This is a genomic window from Petroclostridium sp. X23 (assembly GCF_030013905.1).
GTDB lineage: Bacteria > Bacillota > Clostridia > SK-Y3 > SK-Y3 > X23.
Map to the genome: position 1 here is coordinate 4562212 of NZ_CP124862.1, position 19186 is coordinate 4581397.

General features: G+C 37.4%; 18 protein-coding genes. 16 read left to right on the forward strand and 2 right to left on the reverse strand.

The genetic code is table 11. The annotated features are described in order from the left end of the window. Positions 1-16: 16 nt before the first annotated feature. The 3 genes from QKW49_RS21420 to QKW49_RS21425 all read left to right on the forward strand — a co-directional run bounded on the left by QKW49_RS21420 (position 17) and on the right by QKW49_RS21425 (position 1753). Positions 17-583 (forward strand): hypothetical protein, encoded by a 567-nt coding sequence (locus QKW49_RS21420; protein WP_282864679.1) that lies wholly within the window; start codon positions 17-19, stop codon positions 581-583. Between the two features lie 412 nt (positions 584-995). Beyond that, entirely contained in the window at positions 996-1178 is a 183-nt protein-coding gene (locus QKW49_RS26065) for a hypothetical protein (protein ID WP_349239051.1), read from the forward strand. Next, complete coding sequence (locus QKW49_RS21425) at positions 1106-1753, forward strand: DNA adenine methylase (RefSeq protein ID WP_349239052.1); 648 nt, start codon at positions 1106-1108, stop codon at positions 1751-1753. The genes QKW49_RS26065 and QKW49_RS21425 overlap by 73 nt, the downstream gene beginning before the upstream one ends. A gap of 296 nt (positions 1754-2049) precedes the next feature. Here QKW49_RS21425 and QKW49_RS21430 read toward each other — a convergent pair whose 3' ends face one another. Next, entirely contained in the window at positions 2050-3789 is a 1740-nt protein-coding gene (locus QKW49_RS21430) for an IS1634 family transposase (RefSeq protein ID WP_282863996.1), read from the reverse strand. A gap of 125 nt (positions 3790-3914) precedes the next feature. Here QKW49_RS21430 and QKW49_RS21435 point away from each other — a divergent pair, with 125 nt between their 5' ends. The 11 genes from QKW49_RS21435 (at position 3915) to QKW49_RS21485 (ending at position 15248) form a co-directional block, all read left to right on the forward strand. Further along, on the forward strand, positions 3915-4340 hold the full coding sequence (locus QKW49_RS21435; protein ID WP_282868207.1) for a DegT/DnrJ/EryC1/StrS family aminotransferase: 426 nt from the start codon (positions 3915-3917) through the stop codon (positions 4338-4340). 13 nt (positions 4341-4353) lie between these two features. Continuing rightward, positions 4354-5361, forward strand: a complete 1008-nt coding sequence (locus QKW49_RS21440; RefSeq protein ID WP_282864680.1) for a glycosyltransferase family 4 protein — start codon at positions 4354-4356, stop codon at positions 5359-5361. Positions 5362-5374: 13 nt separating this feature from the next. Next, the gene (locus QKW49_RS21445; RefSeq protein ID WP_282864681.1) at positions 5375-6400 is read left to right on the forward strand and encodes a glycosyltransferase; all 1026 of its coding nucleotides are present in this window, start codon (positions 5375-5377) and stop codon (positions 6398-6400) included. 41 nt (positions 6401-6441) lie between these two features. Then, positions 6442-7464, forward strand: a complete 1023-nt coding sequence (locus QKW49_RS21450; protein ID WP_282864682.1) for a glycosyltransferase — start codon at positions 6442-6444, stop codon at positions 7462-7464. Positions 7465-7495: 31 nt separating this feature from the next. After that, positions 7496-8080 carry a UDP-4-amino-4,6-dideoxy-N-acetyl-beta-L-altrosamine N-acetyltransferase gene (gene pseH, locus QKW49_RS21455; protein WP_282864683.1) on the forward strand — a complete coding sequence of 195 codons (585 nt, stop codon included), beginning with the start codon at positions 7496-7498 and terminating at the stop codon, positions 8078-8080. 44 nt (positions 8081-8124) lie between these two features. Beyond that, positions 8125-8352 carry an acyl carrier protein gene (locus QKW49_RS21460; protein WP_282864684.1) on the forward strand — a complete coding sequence of 76 codons (228 nt, stop codon included), beginning with the start codon at positions 8125-8127 and terminating at the stop codon, positions 8350-8352. Positions 8353-8356: 4 nt separating this feature from the next. Beyond that, positions 8357-9382, forward strand: coding sequence for a ketoacyl-ACP synthase III (locus tag QKW49_RS21465; RefSeq protein ID WP_282864685.1), 1026 nt, complete (start codon positions 8357-8359; stop codon positions 9380-9382). A 200-nt stretch (positions 9383-9582) separates the two neighbouring features. After that, positions 9583-10350: an SDR family oxidoreductase gene (locus QKW49_RS21470; protein ID WP_282864686.1), complete on the forward strand. Its 768-nt coding sequence runs from the start codon at positions 9583-9585 to the stop codon at positions 10348-10350. Positions 10351-10365: 15 nt separating this feature from the next. After that, the gene (locus tag QKW49_RS21475) at positions 10366-11301 is read left to right on the forward strand and encodes an SDR family oxidoreductase (RefSeq protein WP_282864687.1); all 936 of its coding nucleotides are present in this window, start codon (positions 10366-10368) and stop codon (positions 11299-11301) included. A gap of 99 nt (positions 11302-11400) precedes the next feature. Next, positions 11401-12711, forward strand: a complete 1311-nt coding sequence (locus tag QKW49_RS21480) for a nucleotide sugar dehydrogenase (RefSeq protein ID WP_282864688.1) — start codon at positions 11401-11403, stop codon at positions 12709-12711. Positions 12712-12800: 89 nt separating this feature from the next. Next, the gene (locus QKW49_RS21485) at positions 12801-15248 is read left to right on the forward strand and encodes a galactose oxidase-like domain-containing protein (protein ID WP_282864689.1); all 2448 of its coding nucleotides are present in this window, start codon (positions 12801-12803) and stop codon (positions 15246-15248) included. A 236-nt stretch (positions 15249-15484) separates the two neighbouring features. On the opposite strand, the gene QKW49_RS21490 is transcribed toward QKW49_RS21485, so the two are convergent. Next, a complete protein-coding gene (locus tag QKW49_RS21490) occupies positions 15485-16930 on the reverse strand; it encodes a hypothetical protein (protein WP_282864690.1) in 1446 nt (481 codons plus the stop codon). A gap of 340 nt (positions 16931-17270) precedes the next feature. Between QKW49_RS21490 and QKW49_RS21495 the strand changes: the two genes are divergently transcribed. Both QKW49_RS21495 and QKW49_RS21500 read left to right on the forward strand, forming a co-directional pair. After that, positions 17271-17924 carry a hypothetical protein gene (locus tag QKW49_RS21495; RefSeq protein ID WP_282864691.1) on the forward strand — a complete coding sequence of 218 codons (654 nt, stop codon included), beginning with the start codon at positions 17271-17273 and terminating at the stop codon, positions 17922-17924. Positions 17925-18000: 76 nt separating this feature from the next. Then, positions 18001-19140: an aminotransferase class V-fold PLP-dependent enzyme gene (locus tag QKW49_RS21500; RefSeq protein ID WP_282864692.1), complete on the forward strand. Its 1140-nt coding sequence runs from the start codon at positions 18001-18003 to the stop codon at positions 19138-19140. Positions 19141-19186: the final 46 nt, after the last annotated feature.

A 19186-nucleotide genomic window follows, 5' to 3' on the forward strand; every position in this document is an offset into this window, starting at 1 on the left:
GGGTAAACTATTTTTTATGCTTTTTTCTAACCTTGTGTTTTCAAGGATTAGAAATTATGAAATTAACTCAATGTATAAAAAAACGATGATGGTTATAGGAATAATTTTTATCATAATATTTTTTTTCATATTTGGAACACCGAAATATCAGTCAATGAAAATAAAAAGTGAAGATTTTTCGGATTTTGCAATTAAGATTAAAGAAGCTTCTAAAACATATTCTGAAATAGATATAAAAAAATTTATTAATTTTAACTGGGATGAATGTTATGTATTTCCTCCATACTATCCACCTGAGAGGGTTTACGAAAAGACGGGAACAGAGTGGACAGAATATAAAACATTTATTGGATTTCTACTGTTTCATGATATAGAGCATGAGTCTGTAGATGATAGTGATTACTTAATAGTATTTAAAAAGGATAGTAAAGTTGTCTTATCACAAATAACCTCTTCTGATGAATTATCTGTTATTTTTAGATTGGATAACTTTAAATTTGCAAGTAGTAATGCGAAATTTTTAGTAAGAGATGCAGAACAATATGAAGGAGAAAAAATCAAAGAGTTAATCCAGATAAACTAATATACTTGATTTGTTTGCTTGTATAATAGGGAACTAAATTTTGACGTATAGCTTCGAGAATTACCGGAGCTTATTTTTCTATCTTGACAACGAACAAGTGTTCGTATATAATATAAATAAATGGGATAATATGGACGGTGATATTATGGTACAGCACATTTTAAGCACATCATTAGAACGTAACTGGATAGTCACAATCATGTACCAAAAAGGTAAGGAAATCACGCAAAGGAATATTAAGGTCTTGAGTATTTCAGGAAATAGTATAAGAGCTTTTTGTTATTTGAGAAATCAAAACCGGATTTTCAAGCTTGAGAACATTTTGTCAGCGTCTTACTACAGAAAAAATGTAAACAAACAAGCAGTGTGATTTTAATTACAGCAAGGCTGAAGCAACAGGAGGAATAATATATTGAACAGCTTTATTGGATGGATTGGTGGAAAGAACTACTTGAAGAAGGAAATCGTAAAGAGATTTCCGGAGAAATTCGGCAGATATATTGAAGTGTTTGGGGGAGCCGCATGGGGGTACTGTTTTATAAGGACAAGCATGCGGACATGGAAGTGTACAATGACTACAACAGCGAACTCGTGAATCTCTTCCGGTGTGTGAAGTATCACCGTCCTGAATTACAGCGGGAATTGTCATATTTTCTTAATGCCCGGGAAATGTTCGAGGATTTCCTGGCACAGTTTAATATTCGTGGGATGACCGATATTCAAAGAGCAGCCCGATTCTTTATGGTACTAAAAACAAGCTACGGTAGCAACCAAAAGAACTTCGGATGCGTTAAGAAAAATATCCATGTCATGTGTGAGTACTTGGACCGGATAGAAGAACGTTTATCAACTGTTGTTATTGAAAATAAAGATTTTGAAGGCCTGATAAAGGTTTATGATAAACCTGATGCCTTAATATACTTAGATCCACCATACTACGGAACAGAGCGGTACTACCAGGCCAAATTTTCTACAGATGATCACATCAGGTTAAATAATACCTTGCAGCAGGTAAAGGGAAAGTTCTTATTATCTTATAACGATTGTGAGTATATCCGAGAAATGTATAAAAATTTTACCATTGAAGAAATACATAGGAATCACAATCTTATAAATAGATATGGTGACAAAAACAATACTTATTGTGAATTGCTTATTAAAAATTACTAGAATATTAAATATTTAATTTGTTTACTGCAATAATGATCCTCCGGTATACCGGAGGATCATTATTTATTATCTTTAATACTTACATTCAGCATGAATAAATTACCACTACCCTTTTATGTTGCGTAGCGATATATCAACTTGCTAATGAGCATGATTACGGTCAGAATTAGTGGATTTACCATAGCTTACGTAAAAAAAGCGCACTGAACCAAGGTATACCACTAACTCCGGCAACCCAATATATCCCTTTTATTAATAATACATTTTCGAGATTACTATGGATGTCGTGTTAACTGTCATTCTAAGAATTCTTCAATGTCTATATCTAGCAGTTCCAGCACTGTTGTTACAGTTAATTGTTGGTGTTCGCTATAAAACCCATAACTGTAGGTATCTTCTTGTTCTTTCACAAAGTATGCTTTTTCTAAAGCTTCAAGCACATATTTGATGGTAGGGTTTTCAAGCTTCTTGTTATTCCAGCCAATACGTGGAAGCTCCTCTTCTGATTCATTGATACTTTTACGAATCTTGTACTGAACAATTGCACGAATCAGAAGTGAGATGTTCATGAGCATGACCAAGGCATTAATTCGCTCTGGCGTTTTTAAAAAGATTGAAGCTGCAAGTGCAGGTTCTTTCAACAGTCTAAACTGCGCCTCAACAACAGTTTGTTCTTTGTACTGACGGAGGATCTCCTTGCCATCAAATTCTGTCTCATGAATACTTGTGATCAGCACGAAGCATTCTTCTTCGTGTTTTAGTTTCTCCACAGCTGTAGCATTTTCTGCTTGTATGTGTACAGTTACACGCCAAGATATTACGATAACTGGAGGTTTAGGATTTTTTCCCGGATTACCACGTGGTCTTTTTTCTGTTTTTTCTTCCTTGAAACAGACGTCAAATAGAAAAAGACTCTTCTTGTGAGCTTTTTCAAAGCGAGCCCACTCTTCACGGGCATCCGCTTCACAAACAAATACTTTGCCCGATAATGTCAGGATATCTTTTTTAAGCTCCATACGTTGCTTCTCCAGCTTATGCTCAAAACGATCTTTTCCCGCACTACTGCGGACAACAATAAACCGGGTATCACAATTTTCAACAGCCTCCATAAACTCCTGCATTTCATAGGTACATGCGTTCTTGCCAGAACCTATCTGACCGATATCAGTCCATTGATCAAATTTATAAGCTTTCTCGATCAGTCTTCCGGCAACCTTGCCGTAAAAATTTGCAGGACACCGCGATATGAACCGTATCCTGTTGTCTGGATCGGTAAGCTGCTTGAACGTTGGCAGATTAATAAGCTTAGAGTCAGCAATATAAGTTACTTCATTCAAACAATCTCCGAATATTTGCTTTGTAAGGGCTAAGGCTTTTTGATTCCATTCAATATCGGAAGTATTTCCATCCATAGTTGAACTGGCTACGGCAATACCATGTTCATTGACAATCTTACCTACTACGGCCTGTTTGCAATGCGGAAGGTGATCCTTGTTATATCCTTTGGTGATGTTCAAAGCACCCTCCGGCGCATCGTCGCACATATATTGCCCATAAAAGGACAATGTTGTTGTATCAGAATGCAGCCGATTGAAAGCAATATGAAACACGCTGTACATAGACAAACAGATAGATGAAAACAATCCTTCAGGTTTAGCTTCACTGATTCGGTCTAATGCACGTGCGATGGAATAGTCATTTAAGTGTTCTGGCATAACCCCTTTGCCAAACAATGCTTCAGTATCATAACCGGCAAATGCCCGCTTGATCCTGTAAAGTGGGGCTCGTACCTGCATAAATGTTGCCAATATCACGGCCTTAGCTAAATTACCGGGAGACACTTTCCAATGACTTTCATCCCATTCAACACTACCATCTATGAATTCAACAAAACCAATGAGTTTTAAAAACTTGTTTGCAAGCAGTAAAGCAAAAGGAAGGATCAAAGGTTGCTCTACTTTTGCCGGATGCAGTATAGTAATTTTACGCTTTTTATTTCTTTTGTGTTTATGTGACTTCTTTGAAGCTTTTGCCATACGAATCACTCCTATAATTTTGTATATAAAAGAGATTCGCCAAAAGTTCTAAATTCCATTCAAGTTTACATAAATAATGCATGGTAATTTATTCATGCTGAATGTGAGTTAATAGACAACATGTAATAAGATATAAGTACCATATGAGCGATATTAATGCAGCAATAGGACTTGCACAGTTGAAAAAATTGGATCAACTAAATGAGAAAAGGAAAAAAATCGCCCAAAAATACACCGAATCATTTAAGGCTGTGGAGTGGTTGGAGATTCCCAATGAAAAGTTATATGCAGAGAGCAGTTGGCATTTGTACCAGGTAAAATTGCCAACCCAAGAAATGCGAGATAGCTTGATTAATCATCTAAAAGAGCAGGATATCTCACCGGGAGTACATTACATGCCTATCCATATGCATCCATGCTATAGAAGTGTTAGGGCGAATGTACCTATTGCGAGTGAGATATGGAAAAGGATTCTAACGCTTCCTGTATATCCTGACATGCAAGAAGCTGAGACCGAAAAAGTGATCGATGCGGTAAAACAACATTTTTAGGAGTGATGTCAATATGAGAATAGGTTTTCCTATATCACCGGAGGGTCCGGGAGGAGTGCGAACATGGGTTAAAATATTCAGCGATTATTGTATTGCTAAGGGTGACGCCGTGTCCTATTCAATCAGTGACCCCGTCGATGTATTTATTACACTTGCGAATCTTTCGTCATTATCTAAGTTGAAAGAACATAAGGAAAGAGGGGCTAAAATCATTCACAGGATGGACGGCATTTTCTTTAAATATCTTTATGATGATCAGAATTATATAAAAAAGTTTAACCAAGAGATCAGAGATTCTATAGAAATTGCTGACTTAGTGATATATCAAAGTGATTTTTCCAAGAAGATCACATCTTTCTTATTTGACGGAAAAGACATTCCGGGAGTGATTATATATAACGGGGCAGATCCGAATATATTTAAACAGGAAGGAAGTATATTGTCAAGACCGGATAATAAAAAAATAGTACTATCTATTGCTTATTGGGGCACTCCCTTAATGGCGGATTATAGTATAAAAAATATATTGGCTGTGGCTTCATCGCTTAGGGAACGGAAAGACATTGAGTTTTGGATTTTAGGCGCCGCTTATCCTAAAACCGAGAAGTTCATACATGAAGCGGCGTTGCCTAATGTGACACGCTATGAGTTGAGAAATCCTGTTAAACATGAGAATATGCCTGAATATATCAGGACAGCAGATATAATCCTTCATATCCGTCCTAATGAAGCATGCTCTAATTTAATCATAGAAGCTTTGCACGTAGGAAAACCGGTTGTGGGCTTAGATCTTGGCGGGACTTCAGAAGTATTGGGAGATGCAGGATTAACAGCCCAATGTGTACAATCTTTTGAAACATTTCCTGAGGTGAATGTGAAAGATCTTACCGGTAAAATTGAAAAGACCCTGCAAGAGTATGATCATTATAAGGTAAAGGTAAAAGAACGTGCACAACTGTTTTTGCAGGAAGAAATGTGTGGAAAATACTATGAACAAATCAATACTCTTATGAATACCTAAGGCGGTGATAAAATTGAACATTAAGTTTTTTTTATCGGATGTGGAAATGGCGCCTACTACCATCGCCGGAAAACAATTGGCAAAAGCGCTGCAAGACCAAGGCTATAATGTAGAAATCGTACAGGATGCAAATAAAAAGAAAAATATATTAATCAATGCGGATTGTGATGTAATATTTTTCCAAAAGACATTTTATCCGGGACACAAATATGAAGATGTGGAGCATCTAAAAGGAAAAGTTTATTTGATTTATATTGATGATGATTTTTTAGGCATGAACCAGGTGCCCCATTTGAAAGCATTGGATATAGCTGACTTGATTTTAGTCGGCAACCAAAAGCATGCTCAGTTATTGAAAGATTATACTAAGATACCGGGAGAAGTCATCTATTCCATTTCGGATTTCCAGAACTATCCTTATGTATCTTTTGAGGAAAGAAATAATCATCCTCTTAAGATATTTTGGCAGCAGAACTTAGCTGACGCATATGTACAGGATTTGTTGATGGTGAAAGATACTTTAATCCGGATTTATGAGAATTATAATGTTGAAATCCGGTTATACGGCTGGCATCAAGGCAGACACTATGGCTGGCCTGATAAAAGCATAGAGGTAAGAAAAGAGATGCCCTTTGCAAAGTTTATTCCATTTCAGCCGCTAGAAAACTATTTAAAAGAAATCGTACCTGAAATATCAAAATGTGATATATGTATTGCGCCATATATAGATATTCCGGATAGATATGGCAAAAGTGCTTATGGGCTAAAAAGGACCATGATGATGGGAATTCCTGTTGTTGCTTCTGATTTTGGTGTGCATCAGGAGTTAATTATAGATGGAGTGAACGGATATTTAGCAAAAGATGAGGATGAATGGTATGCAAAAATTGAAGACCTGATTTTAAAACCGGAGTTACGAAGAAAGTTTTCGTTAAATGCCAGGAATGCCGTAGAAAGCCAATATAGCTACCAAAAATGCGTAGATGTTTTTCTAGAGGCACTTAAAAAACATATTCCTCCGTTTATCACTCAATCTTAGTAGTTGTTGATGTTATTACTATTTTAGAGAAGGAAGGCACTATGAAGATATTATTTGTATATTCTGATAAAAATTGTGCGTGTACTAAAAAAGCATGCTTCGAACTGGCGAAAGGATTAAAGAAATATTCCGATAACATGATTATTCATTATACGCAGTTAGAGGAAAACCACATCATTGAACATGATGTGATCATTTTTCAACGGATAGGAGCGAATGCCGTCATCATTTCAAAAGAGGAAGAAAAAAAGATGTTTGGCTTGATCGATAAGTTTAAAAATATCCGGGTATTTATCTATCTTATTGATGATGCTGTTTTAGAGGACCAAGAAGAGCTGCCAAAAAGAATGTCGGCACATTGCAATGCTGTTATTTGCTCTACTAATAAGATGAAACAGATTCTTTTTGAATACAACAAAAATGTATATGTTATGAGGACATTTGCTGATATGGAAGAGATAGAATCTGTCCAGAAAACTGATTTTTATGGTTTTAACATTTTGTGGGCAAGTACGGGAGGTCTAGGGTTGGACATTGTGCCTTCCATTATTGCAAATACATTAAAAGAACTGGATGTGCGATTTATTTGCATTGGAGGAGGAGCAAGATATATTGATAAGGGTGAAAAGATCATCAGGTATCCGATTATTCCTTTTGAGAAGTTTGTATCTTATTTGAAAGGGTGCCAGTTATTAATCAATCCTATGTCACTCATAGAAAAGAGTATTCGCGTTGTAGAAGAAAGAAGCAAGAAAAGTGTAAAAGAATTTTTAGATTGTAAGTCGGAGATAAAATATGTGCTTGCAGGTGCTGCCAAAACAGCCATCATGTCAAGCAAAACCGAATCGTATCAATATGCTGTCCGAAGCAATGAAAATGGAGTTTTAGTGGATGATACGGTATCAGATTGGGTGGAAGCCATTAAGAAGGTCTACTATGACCAAGGATTTCGTGAGAAGATTGCGGCGAATGCTTATAATGATGTGATACAACACTATTCTTTGGATTATGCAGCACGGCGAGCTATCCAAATATGCAACATGTGTATTAAAAAAAATTCCTAATATGCCGGAAGATACTTTGGGAGGAATGCCAATGATGCAGGGAATATTGGTTGATTTGACACCGTTGTCAAAAGAATATATTGATGTGATAAGAAATTGGAGAAATAGTCCGGATGTTTACAGGTATTTATTTTCACATTATTTTATTACTCCCGAACAGCAGCAAAGTTGGTATGAAAACTTACTTCGCGATAAAAGCAAGTTATATATGATGGTGATAGAAAAAAAAGATATGAAGCCTGTGGGGTTAGTTTGGCTCAATAATATCGATAATCTACACCGTACTGCTGAATGGGGATTCTTTATGGGGAGCAAAGAAGGCCGAAATGCCGGATATGCAGTGGAAGCCGAATATCTTTTGATTAAATATGCTTTTGAATATCTGAATCTTCATAGACTTTACGGACACGTCTTTACATTTAATAAAAAGGTAATATCCATGCATAAGCGGTTTGGTTTCCAACTAGAAGGAATCTTAAGGGAACATGTTTACCATGAAGGAGAATATAAAAATGTTGCTGTTGTAGGATTATTGAAGCAAGAATATTTTGCGCAGCAACCGGTTTATAAAAAAATGATTGATATGTTTAGGAAGAGCAGTACTTTTACTGAATAAATAAAACTACTATTTGTGATTTATAAAAAGGAGGCCTTTAGAATATGACACAACAACAGGTTATTGAGTTTTTGGAAGAGATATTGGAGGTGGAAGCCGGTTCTATTCAAGCAGAACAATCATTGGATGATATCGATGAATGGGATTCGGTAGCCGCACTTTCTTTTGCTGTAGGTTTGGATGAATTTTTTGGAAAACCTATTAAGGTATCCGATATTGCCAGCTGTAGTACAGTAAAAGATTTAATAGGTATTGCATTAGGGGATGAGTAGTGATATGCCGCAAGTATATATTACGGGAATAGAATATTATTTGCCTCAAGACACTTTGGATAATGAGCAATTGGCGCTTGTCTATAAAGATTGGGATGCAAAAAAAATTTATAAGAAGATTGGAATTCAAAAGAGGCATATTGCTTCAAAAGATGAATGTGCATCCGATTTAGCTGAAAAGGCAGCGCTAAAATTATTTGAAAAATATAATATAGATGCCGGTGATATAGACTTTGTTATATTGTGTACCCAAAGCCCCGATTATATTTTACCGACTACCGCTTGCATACTGCAGCACCGTTTAGGTATTCCGAAGTATGCCGGTGCCTTCGACTTTAATTTAGGATGTTCGGGGTATATATATGGGTTAAGCATAGCCAAGGGATTGATTATGGCAGGGATATGCAGCAATGTATTACTCATTATGGCAGAGACTTATACAAAGCATATATGTGATATGGATAAGAGTACCAGGAGTATTTTTGGAGATGGTGCTGCTGCAGTAATGATTAGCAGTCAATGTATGTCAGAATACTTTTCTATAGGAGAATTTGTCTTGGGAACCGATGGTTCAGGAGCGAACAATCTCATTATTCCGGCAGGAGGAACAAGAATGCCCAGGGATGATGACACTGCTCTATTAACTACAGATCAGAACAACAATACAAGAAGTATGAACCACTTATACATGAACGGTCCGGAAATCTTTGACTTTGCAGTAAGAACGGTACCTAATCTGGTACAAGACACTTTATTAAAGCACAATATGGGAGTAGAAGAGATAGAGCTATTTATTTTCCACCAAGCCAATAAATATATGCTGGAATATCTCAGAAAAAAAATGAAGCTGCCCTCTGATAGATTTTATATGGACATGGAAGATGGTGGGAATACCGTATCGGCAACCATTCCTATTGCCATAAGAAATGCTTTGAACAAAGGCCTTATAAAGCCCGGATATAAAATTATGCTGATAGGCTTTGGAGTAGGTTATTCATGGGGCGGTACTGTAGTTTCATATCATGCTTAGGAATGACGGAATAATAATACCCGATTTTCAAGCGAGGGATTTTTTGATAGTGCAAGGCGGAGAAGGTGCGAATATCTATATATTTAAGCGGACGACAACGAAGCAATATCGAAAAATAGCCGCTTGAAAAATGGGAAATTATTATTTCGTCATTCCTTGATGATTGGTTTTATGCTTTCATAAGTCGGAGGGATATCGAAATGGATGTAAATCTAATGGACTTATCAAACAAAACAATTATCGTTACAGGTGCCTCGTCCGGAATAGGCAGGGCATCATGTATTCTTTTTAGCTGCCTAGGAGCTCGGGTCATAATGATTGCACGCAGTGAAGATAAACTAAAGCGAACACAAGAGATGTTGGAAGGAGAAGGGCATATCATTTACCCACTGGATTTATCCGATATCAATACCATTCAAACTTCCATTTGTAACATCGCAAGGCAATATGGTCCTCTTTATGGTTTGGTTCACTGCGCCGGAGTACAGATTACCAGAAGTTTCAGAAATACGTCTATTGCTGATTATTTAAATATGTTTAACATTCATTGTCTTTCTTTTATTGAGATGGCAAAAGGATTCTCAAAAAAAGGAAACTATGAAAAAGATGGAGCCAGTATTATTGCAATTTCTTCAGTAATGAGTATGATAAATAAACCGGGATTGTCGGCTTACAGTGCCAGCAAAAGTGCTCTTAATAGCGCTATAAAGACATTGGCGCTTGAACTGGCCGACAGGAAAATACGAGTTAACAGCATATCACCGGCATGGGTCAAAACAGAACTGTTTGAGAACTATTCGAAATTTTTATCAGAGAAACAGATTCAAGATATCATATCGGAACACCCGCTGGATATGGGTGAGCCGGAAGATGTGGCTAATGCCGCAGCATTTTTGCTGTCCAAAGCAGGCAAGTGGACCACGGGAAGTAATTTGATTATAGATGGAGGTTATTCAATAAAAAAGTAAAAGGAAGGGAATCATATGTATACCTATTTGGTAACAGGTGGAGCAGGATTTATAGGTTCAAATATCGTAGATGAATTGGTAAGGCAAAAACAGAAGGTTGTAGTACTTGATAATCTTTCAACAGGAACGCTGGAAAACTTAAAAGGCAGCATTGGTAAGGTGAAGTTTATTCAGGGTGATATAACAGACTTAAATACCTGCAGGGAAGCTATGAAAAATGTGGATTATGTCATACACCAAGCAGCGCTTCCATCAGTCAAAAGATCTATAGATGACATAGTATTATCAAATGTAACAAATATTCAGGGTACTTTAAATATACTGGAAGCGGCGAAACAAGAGCAGGTGAAAAAAGTAGTATTTGCATCATCTTCTTCAGTATATGGCAATACGGAGGTTCTTCCTAAAGCCGAAAACATGCGGCCGGACCCTCTTTCACCTTATGCGCTGCAAAAACTTACGGGTGAAATGTATTGCAGGATTTTTTATCAAATCTATGGTGTGAAAACAGTATGTCTCAGGTATTTTAATGTATTTGGGCCTAGACAAAGTCCTGACTCTGAATATTCTGCGGTTATCCCGATATTTATTAATAGGATGCTTCATAAGATGAATCCGGTTATTTATGGAGATGGAAACCAGTCGAGGGATTTTACCTATGTGGATAATGTTGTTAAAGCTAATTTACTTGCGTGCCTGTCAGAAGGGGTGGGGCATGGAGAAACAATAAATATAGGCGGCGGCTGTAGAACTACGCTAAACGATCTTATCAGTTTTTTATGCGATATGACCGGGTATGAATGTACGCCCGATTATACTATGCCTAGAAAAGGAGATGTATCGCACTCATTGGCAGATCTTTCAAAAGCAAAAGAACTCCTGGGATATGGTGATGTAGTAAGTATTGAAGAAGGCTTGAGGCGAACGGTTGAGTGGTTTAAATTACACTGAAATTAGTCCTCTATAACTGAAAATTAACAGTAACGCTAATATGTTGGTAGACATATAATGTATTATGTCTGAAATAATAAGCGCAACTGGAGGTTTATCATGGAAATAAATGAACTTATTATTAATAAAACTGCAAAAGTCGGAGTTATCGGTATAGGATATGTGGGATTGCCCTTAATCATAAGAATTGCAGAATGCGGGTTTCATGTAACAGGAATTGATTTTGATAAAGAAAAAACCGAAAAAATCAAAGCCGGTAAGTCATATATAGAATATATAGACGATAGCAGAATAAAAACATTGGTACAACAAAAGAAACTGGCTGTACAGGAGGACTATAATCATTTATATGAGTTTGATGTTATTATTATTTGTGTCCCGACCCCTATAACAAATAATAAGCAGCCGGATTTAAACTATGTTGATATGGCAGTCAACGGGATTGCTGAACATTTAAGAAAGAATCAGGTTATCATACTTGAAAGTACTACTTTTCCAGGTACGGTAGAAGAATATATACTGCCTTTATTGGAGAGTAAGGGACTTCATGTAGGCAAGGATTTCTTTTTAGGTTTTTCTCCCGAGAGAGTTGATCCCGGGAATCATAAGTATGATGTTGGCAACACGCCTAAAATCGTGAGTGGAATGACTGAAGCATGCTTGGGACATATTTTTTCTTTTTACAGGCAATTCATCAAGCAACTAATTAAGGTTTCATCTCCTAAAACTGCTGAAATGGCAAAAATACTTGAAAATACTTTTAGATATGTTAATATTGCGCTGGCTAATCAGTTTGCGATTTTATGCAATAGAATGGGAATAAACGTATGGGAAGTGATAGATGCCGCTTCCACAAAGCCTTTTGGGTTTATGGGATTTTATCCCGGCCCGGGAGTAGGAGGTCACTGCATCCCTGTAGATCCATTATATTTAATATGGAAAGCCAATGAGTTTGATTATATGATGACACTTGTTCAATTATCAGATGATATTAACAGTAATATGCCCCATATTATTGTCCAAAGAGTAGCAGATATTCTAAATATGAAGGGTAAAGCGATAAGTAAATCTAAAGTCTTACTATTAGGTATGTCCTATAAAAAGGATATCGGTGATTTAAGAGAATCACCGTCATTAAAAATTATGGATTTATTATTAAAGAAAAAATGTGAAGTTTTATATAATGACCCATATATCGATAGTGTAGAAGTCGAGTCAAATAAGTATTATTCAAGGGAGCTTGACAAAGAATTATTAAATGGCTATGACTGTGTGGTAATACTGACGGATCACAGCATCTATGACTATGAATGGATTGTTGAAAATTGTTCCACATTGTTTGATACGCGTAACATTCTAAAAGAACTTAAAAAAATAAATAAAAATGATGATGGAATATTTGTTTTGTGATGGATTGAAGAGTCTTTTAGGATATGAGCAATGTGAATTAGAAAAAGCATTGTGACATATAAGTTAATTAATAAATGAGGTGAAAGAAAATGGCAGATACAAACAGCGGCTTTTTTATTCAGAGCAATTATGGATTTAAAGGAAACTTTGAAGTGGTTGTTCCCAGAAAGGGAGGTGGATTACAGCATTATTACCGCGATAATGATGAGGCCGGTTTTCCATGGTATGGCCCTTATTGGTATGGTCCTAATTTGATGTTTGGAAGCACAAAAACTGTAAACGGCGCATCATTGATACAAAGCAACTATGGAGATCCAGGAAATTTAGAGATTGTATCGTGGGAGGGTAATAATCTTCAGCATTGCTATGGGAACGATATCCAACAGTGGAAATGGTATTTTACTACAGTACTTCCTGACGGAGGGAACATTTCGGGTGTTCCGGCTTTAATTCAAAGCAATTATGGGGAACAAGGGAATTTTGAAGTGGTGGTACCTGTAACCGGTGGCGGGCTAGCCCACTGGTACAGAGATAACGATGAAATCGGGCACCCTTGGTATGGACCGTATTTATTCGGAAGCGGACATGTAGAGGCAGTTGCATTGATTCAGAGTAATTTTGGAAACCCCGGAAATCTTGAGGTGATTGCGACGATTGGAAATCAATTAGTGCATTATTACCGGGATAGCGGCACACTTGAATGGTATAATACTGGAACAGTTGCAAGTGGCATAACAGGACAGCCCGGATTCATCCAGAGTAACTACGGAACTAAGGGGAATTTTGAACTGGTTGTTCCTATGGAAAGCGGAGGATTAGGTTACTGGTATAGGGATAATGACAGCTTGCCCTATAACTGGTACGGACCAACTATATTCGGTGAAGGCGATTTTAGTGAAGCATCTCTGATCCAAAGTAATTATGGTACTATAGGCCAATTGGAAGTAATCGCAAAAAAAGGTGAAGAATATATTCACTATTCCAGACAGGATCAAAGTCCTTGGGAATGGTCTGAACCTACGATTCTTCCTGAACCGCCCGTGTATGATCCGCAGATTGCCGGAGAGACCAACATAGCTTCTTATGTGTCGCCGGTAGTGGGTGCACATTCTGCGATTTTGTCAGACAATAGGAATCTGATGTTTTCATTCTTGGAATTTGCTCCATGGGTGCCCCTCTCTGTAGTTTATCATTATGACAGTGGTAGTATGGAAATGATAGAGACCAGCCATCATTTATTCTATAGTGGGCATACTTTCCTGAGTGATGGAAAACTTTTAACGGCTGGAGGAAATGGAAAAGACTTGAAGTCATTATATATTTTTAACCCTGATGAACAAAGATGGATTTATAAAGGTCCATTGCAGAATGGTCGCTGGAGTCCTACTTGTGCAGGTATGCCGGAAAAAAAGGTGTTTATTATTTCAGGAACCAAAGGGGAAGGCGGGGATATCTCACCGGATTCTCCTGTGAATAACACATTGCAAATATACGATGAGGCAACGGGGTTAGGAACTGAGAAAGCACTGCCCTCTCCATTTTCCAGCTATTTTCCACAAGGATTTAACACGATTGATTTATATCCATTTGTTTATTCACTGCCAAATGGAGAAGTGCTGGTGCATTCACGCAACACAACAAGGTTTTATGATCCCTCTACCAATACTTGGAGTAATGTAGAATTAAGAACACAGTATCCATTTTCACGTTCGTATCCGAATCAAGGAACTTCTGTGTTACTGCCGTTATTACCGGATAGTACTCCGCCGTATCGGGCGCGTATACTTGTTGCAGGCGGCGGAGGAGCAGATCCTGAAAACATAACCCAGGATACCCCGGCCACCAATACGGTAGAAGTACTTGACCTTGGAGAGATGGCACCGCAGTGGAGATATACCTCACCCATGGAATATCCGCGTGTAATGCCGGATAGTGTTCTGCTGCCGGATGGGACGGTATTAGTAGTGAACGGCAGTGCATCGGGAAGTGCAAAAGAAGGTAGTGTCGGCATAGAGCCTGTTATGAACATTGAGATATATGATCCTGAAACAAAAATATGGACTACTATGTGCACTATGAACGTGCCACGTCTAAATAATTCGACAGCAATACTGCTTAGTGATGGCCGTGTAATGATCGCCGGGAAAGACGGCGTATATAATCAAACACCTTATCAATATCCGGAATACCGTGTAGAAATGTTCAGTCCGCCATACTTGTTTAGAGGATCCAGACCTGTAATTATACAGAATGATGAGGAAACCGGTTATGGTGATTTATTAACGGTTGAAATAGATAATACGGCAGTTGCTGCACAAGATATTACGTCTGCGGCATTGATCCGCCCGGGTTCGGTCACACATTCCGTAAACATGTCACAGCGCTTTATCGGACTTGACATTACAGACCGTACTTCAACTAGCATTACGGTGGAGACACCTCCTAATGCCAATGTTGCACCGGAGGGGGATTATATGTTATTCTTGCTGTCGAATGAAGGAGTCCCATCGATAGCTAATTTCATTCATTTGGAGTAGCAGTTCGGACATTCAATAAAAATTGCCGGGATTTTAAGTTCCGGCAATTTTTACTGCTATATTATATAAGGTGAATTAAATAATTGGATATTGCAAGTCAACGGAACGCCACGGGGGGCGTTCCCTACGAATTGCAAATCATGTATGAATGGAATTCGGTGTTTTATGTAGGGAACGGCCCCTGTGTCGTTCCGACTCAAATCTTTAATTCAACTTAATAGTATAACAAATAGGTGTTACTTGAATATATTAAATACTTTTTTCAATACACCATCGTTTTTTTGATCTACAGATGTCTGTAAAGAAGTACTTTCGTCTATTTTTTTTGTGATCAGTTCCATTAGCAGCGCGTTTTGTGTTCTGATTTCTTTCAGTAACGCAGACATATCACTCTCTTTCAAGTGCTGTTTTACTTCTTCCAGAACATTTGCGATTTTTTGATTATCCGCCTTCATTTCATCAAATTTTTCCGATATTTTAACTGGCAGAGATTCTGTCGTTGAATATGTATTTTCTAACTGCTGAGATTGTTTGGGGACAACAGATAATTCATTTGTATTATTTTCAACGATATGGATACCAGATATAAACTCCTCAGGTTCATCGTCCGGAATTTCAGGAGGGATATTTTGGTAAAAGTCACATGCATAGCTTTCAGGTAATATCAAATCTATAAAATCATCGGCAATACCATATAGAAGACGTCCGCTAAAGCTGTGCTTTTCCATATCGTAGTTATTAAGGAATTCCACAAGTATGGATGAAGAATGCTGTGGACATTGTACTGGGGAAACGCTATTGCATGACAAACCTGAAGATTCTATCTCACATGCCTGAAATTCTCCATCATTCTTCCACATGACCCATATCTTTTTTTCAATTTCGAATATTACCGGCTGCAAGTAGGATTGATTGGACATATTTAATGTTATGATCCTGTCAAAACTTTTGTTGTTAAAAGCCTTAGTGGCAAGCTTTTTATATAATAACTTGAACTTATTTCCGGTGGATGTTGTCCATACCAGATGTAACTGGTTGTTAGTACCGGCGAATAAGTAATAAAAGCCAATAGTTTCAGGGGAACTCACGTTTTTTTCCGGTGTACTCCATAGTGAAAACTGCATGTGAAATTTTCTGTAGAATATCTGAGTTCCCCGATTTCCGGTGTTCTTATATACTACATGAATATTATTCTGGTAGTCTACCGAAGCACAATACGGAGGAAACTCTCTATCGCATATCGTCATCCCAATATTTGCATTCATCCATTTAGAGCCGTCCCACGATTTAAAGTAGATAGTCCAAAGATTTACATTCATCAAGTTGCTGGCGGCATACATAATAAAAAGTCTTTTATTTGCCACGTGTATAAAAAGGGATTTTACAATATTTGAACGAAGATCAAAATGGGAGAAAACCTTACTGTTCCATATATTCTCTTTATTGATAAAGTATTTCAGGTCTCCATCTTCGGTTAGGCATAGAATATAAATATTATCTTCTTTATCAATAGTTACGTAAAATTCTAAAATTTTTTCATCAGTAATGCTGATCTCAAAAGGCTCTATCTTTTCATTGTTATGTAGTGAATATAGTTTGTAGCATATACCACCTGTTTTAGAGAAGTGAAAATTATAGATGATGCCGCTAGATTTTTTTATCAAAAACATTTTTTGTTGCAATGGAACTCACCACCTTATAAAAATTGAATGTTTACTATATTTATATGCTTATTTTTATAGGACTTTCCTTAAATATTGGATATCTTTAGGTTAAGATAATAGATTTATAGCATATAATTGATAAAATTTATTTTCAACTGATAGTAACAGATTTTTTCACTAAACATATATTAGTATAAGAGGTGGGTTCAGGAGGTACATAGAAGATGAAGGAACGATTTAAAGATTTACTGTACTTAAAGTTTTTTCTGATTAATATGTAACACTTTAACAGTAAGGCGTATATACTGAACTGAGAGATTATCAATTAATAATCAATTCATTAAGGAGGCTGCAAGATATGGCAAAAGATTTCAATGGCATGTACGAAAGAAACTTTGAATGCATACTGGTAGATAAGGTATTTGACAGTTGCTTAAAGAAGGCTTGCTTCGATGATATAAAAATTGTACTGCCTGACGGCATAGATCCTAATTTTTGCGACATCGAAGTTTGTTTTGAAAACGGAGTAATCAAGCCGGGTTCTCTAAAGGTTTTGGACAGCTCAGTACTTCCGGAAGGATGCAAAAGAGTAAAAATGACTGTAGTAATATGCTACATAGTAGAAGTAACCTGTAATGGTAAGTGTTATGAAATTCCTGCAACACTTCCGGAAATACCTCTTGATATAGTAATGTATCATCCTGATACAAGATGTGAATTTAAATTTGATATTATTGTTGAAACACGCGGAGAGGTATTGGATGAATTAGTTGAAGAAGGATGCGGCTGTGACGAAGATAGCACCGTAACATTAGCGATTGGCGCATTTATTATTCCTAAGGTAATCGGGAGAGTACAACTGAAACTTGATCAGCAATTCCCATATTGTGTTCCACCAAGAGAATGCAAAGATTTCTCCGACATTAGTGCATGTGATGACTTTGATTCCATCGAATTTCCTGATGACTTCTATCCGGAACAAGCTACCTCAATATATCCTTGTGGAATGTAAGCTGAAACAAAAAAATATCGGTGATGATGTCATCACCGATATTTTTTTTAAAAACTTTGAAAGTAGGTGCTGATGATTGGTTTATTTGGATAATGCAGCTACAACTTGGCCAAAACCATATGCAGTATGCGATGAAATGTTAAAGTGCATGAAAAATTATTGTGCAAATCCCGGCAGAAGCGGTCATAGAATGGCACTGCGTGCCAGTGAAAAAATCTATGAGTGTAGAGAAAATATTGCAAAACTATTTGTGATCCCGGACCCGTTGTGTGTTTCTTTTACGAGTAATACTACCGAAGCCTTAAATAAGGGCATTAAAGGACTGGTAAAGCCCGGAGACCATGTGATTACTACAAGTATGGAACACAATTCGGTATTGCGGCCATTGAAAAAGCTGGAACAATTAGGTGTGGAGCTGACCATTGTTAAGGCGGATGCCTATGGAAGAGTGAGTGCGGAAATGGTGGAAAATAGTATAAACAATAATACAAAACTTATTGTAGCTATTCATGCTTCCAATGTATATGGAACTGTTAATCCCGTTAAAGAAATAGGCAGGATTGCCAGAGAGAAAAAAATAGTATTTATGGTTGACGCGGCTCAAACAGCAGGAGTATATCCTATTGATGTGGAAGATATGAATGTTGATATATTGGCTTTCCCGGGACACAAGGGATTGATGGGCCCGCAGGGTACAGGAGGACTCTACGTTCGTGAAGACCTTGTCTTGGACACGCTGACAGAAGGAGGTACCGGGAGTATGTCGGAAAGTCCGTACCAGCCGGATTTTGTTCCCGACAGATACGAAAGCGGTACTCAAAATACACCCGGGATTGCAGCCTTAAATGAAGGGGTGAAATTTATACTTGCCAATGGTATGGATAGTATTATGCAACATGAAAAAGAGCTAACACGAAGACTTCTTGATGGTCTTCGCAGCATTCCGAGAGTGAGAATATATGGAGATACTACATTGAAGGAGAATGTAGGGGTTGTGTCCATCAATATCGAAGGGAAAGATTGTGTGGATGTCTCTTCAGAGCTGGATAGTACATATGAAATAGCAACAAGGGGTGGATTGCATTGTGCGTATATAGCACATGAAACATTGGGAACCCTTGAATGTGGAACGGTACGGCTGAGTATCGGTTGGTTTAATACAAAAAAGGATATCGATTGGGCTTTATATGCGATTAGCAGAATAGCGAAAAATTAGTGAATAGTGAACAGTGAATAGTGAACAGTGAATAGTGAACAGTGAA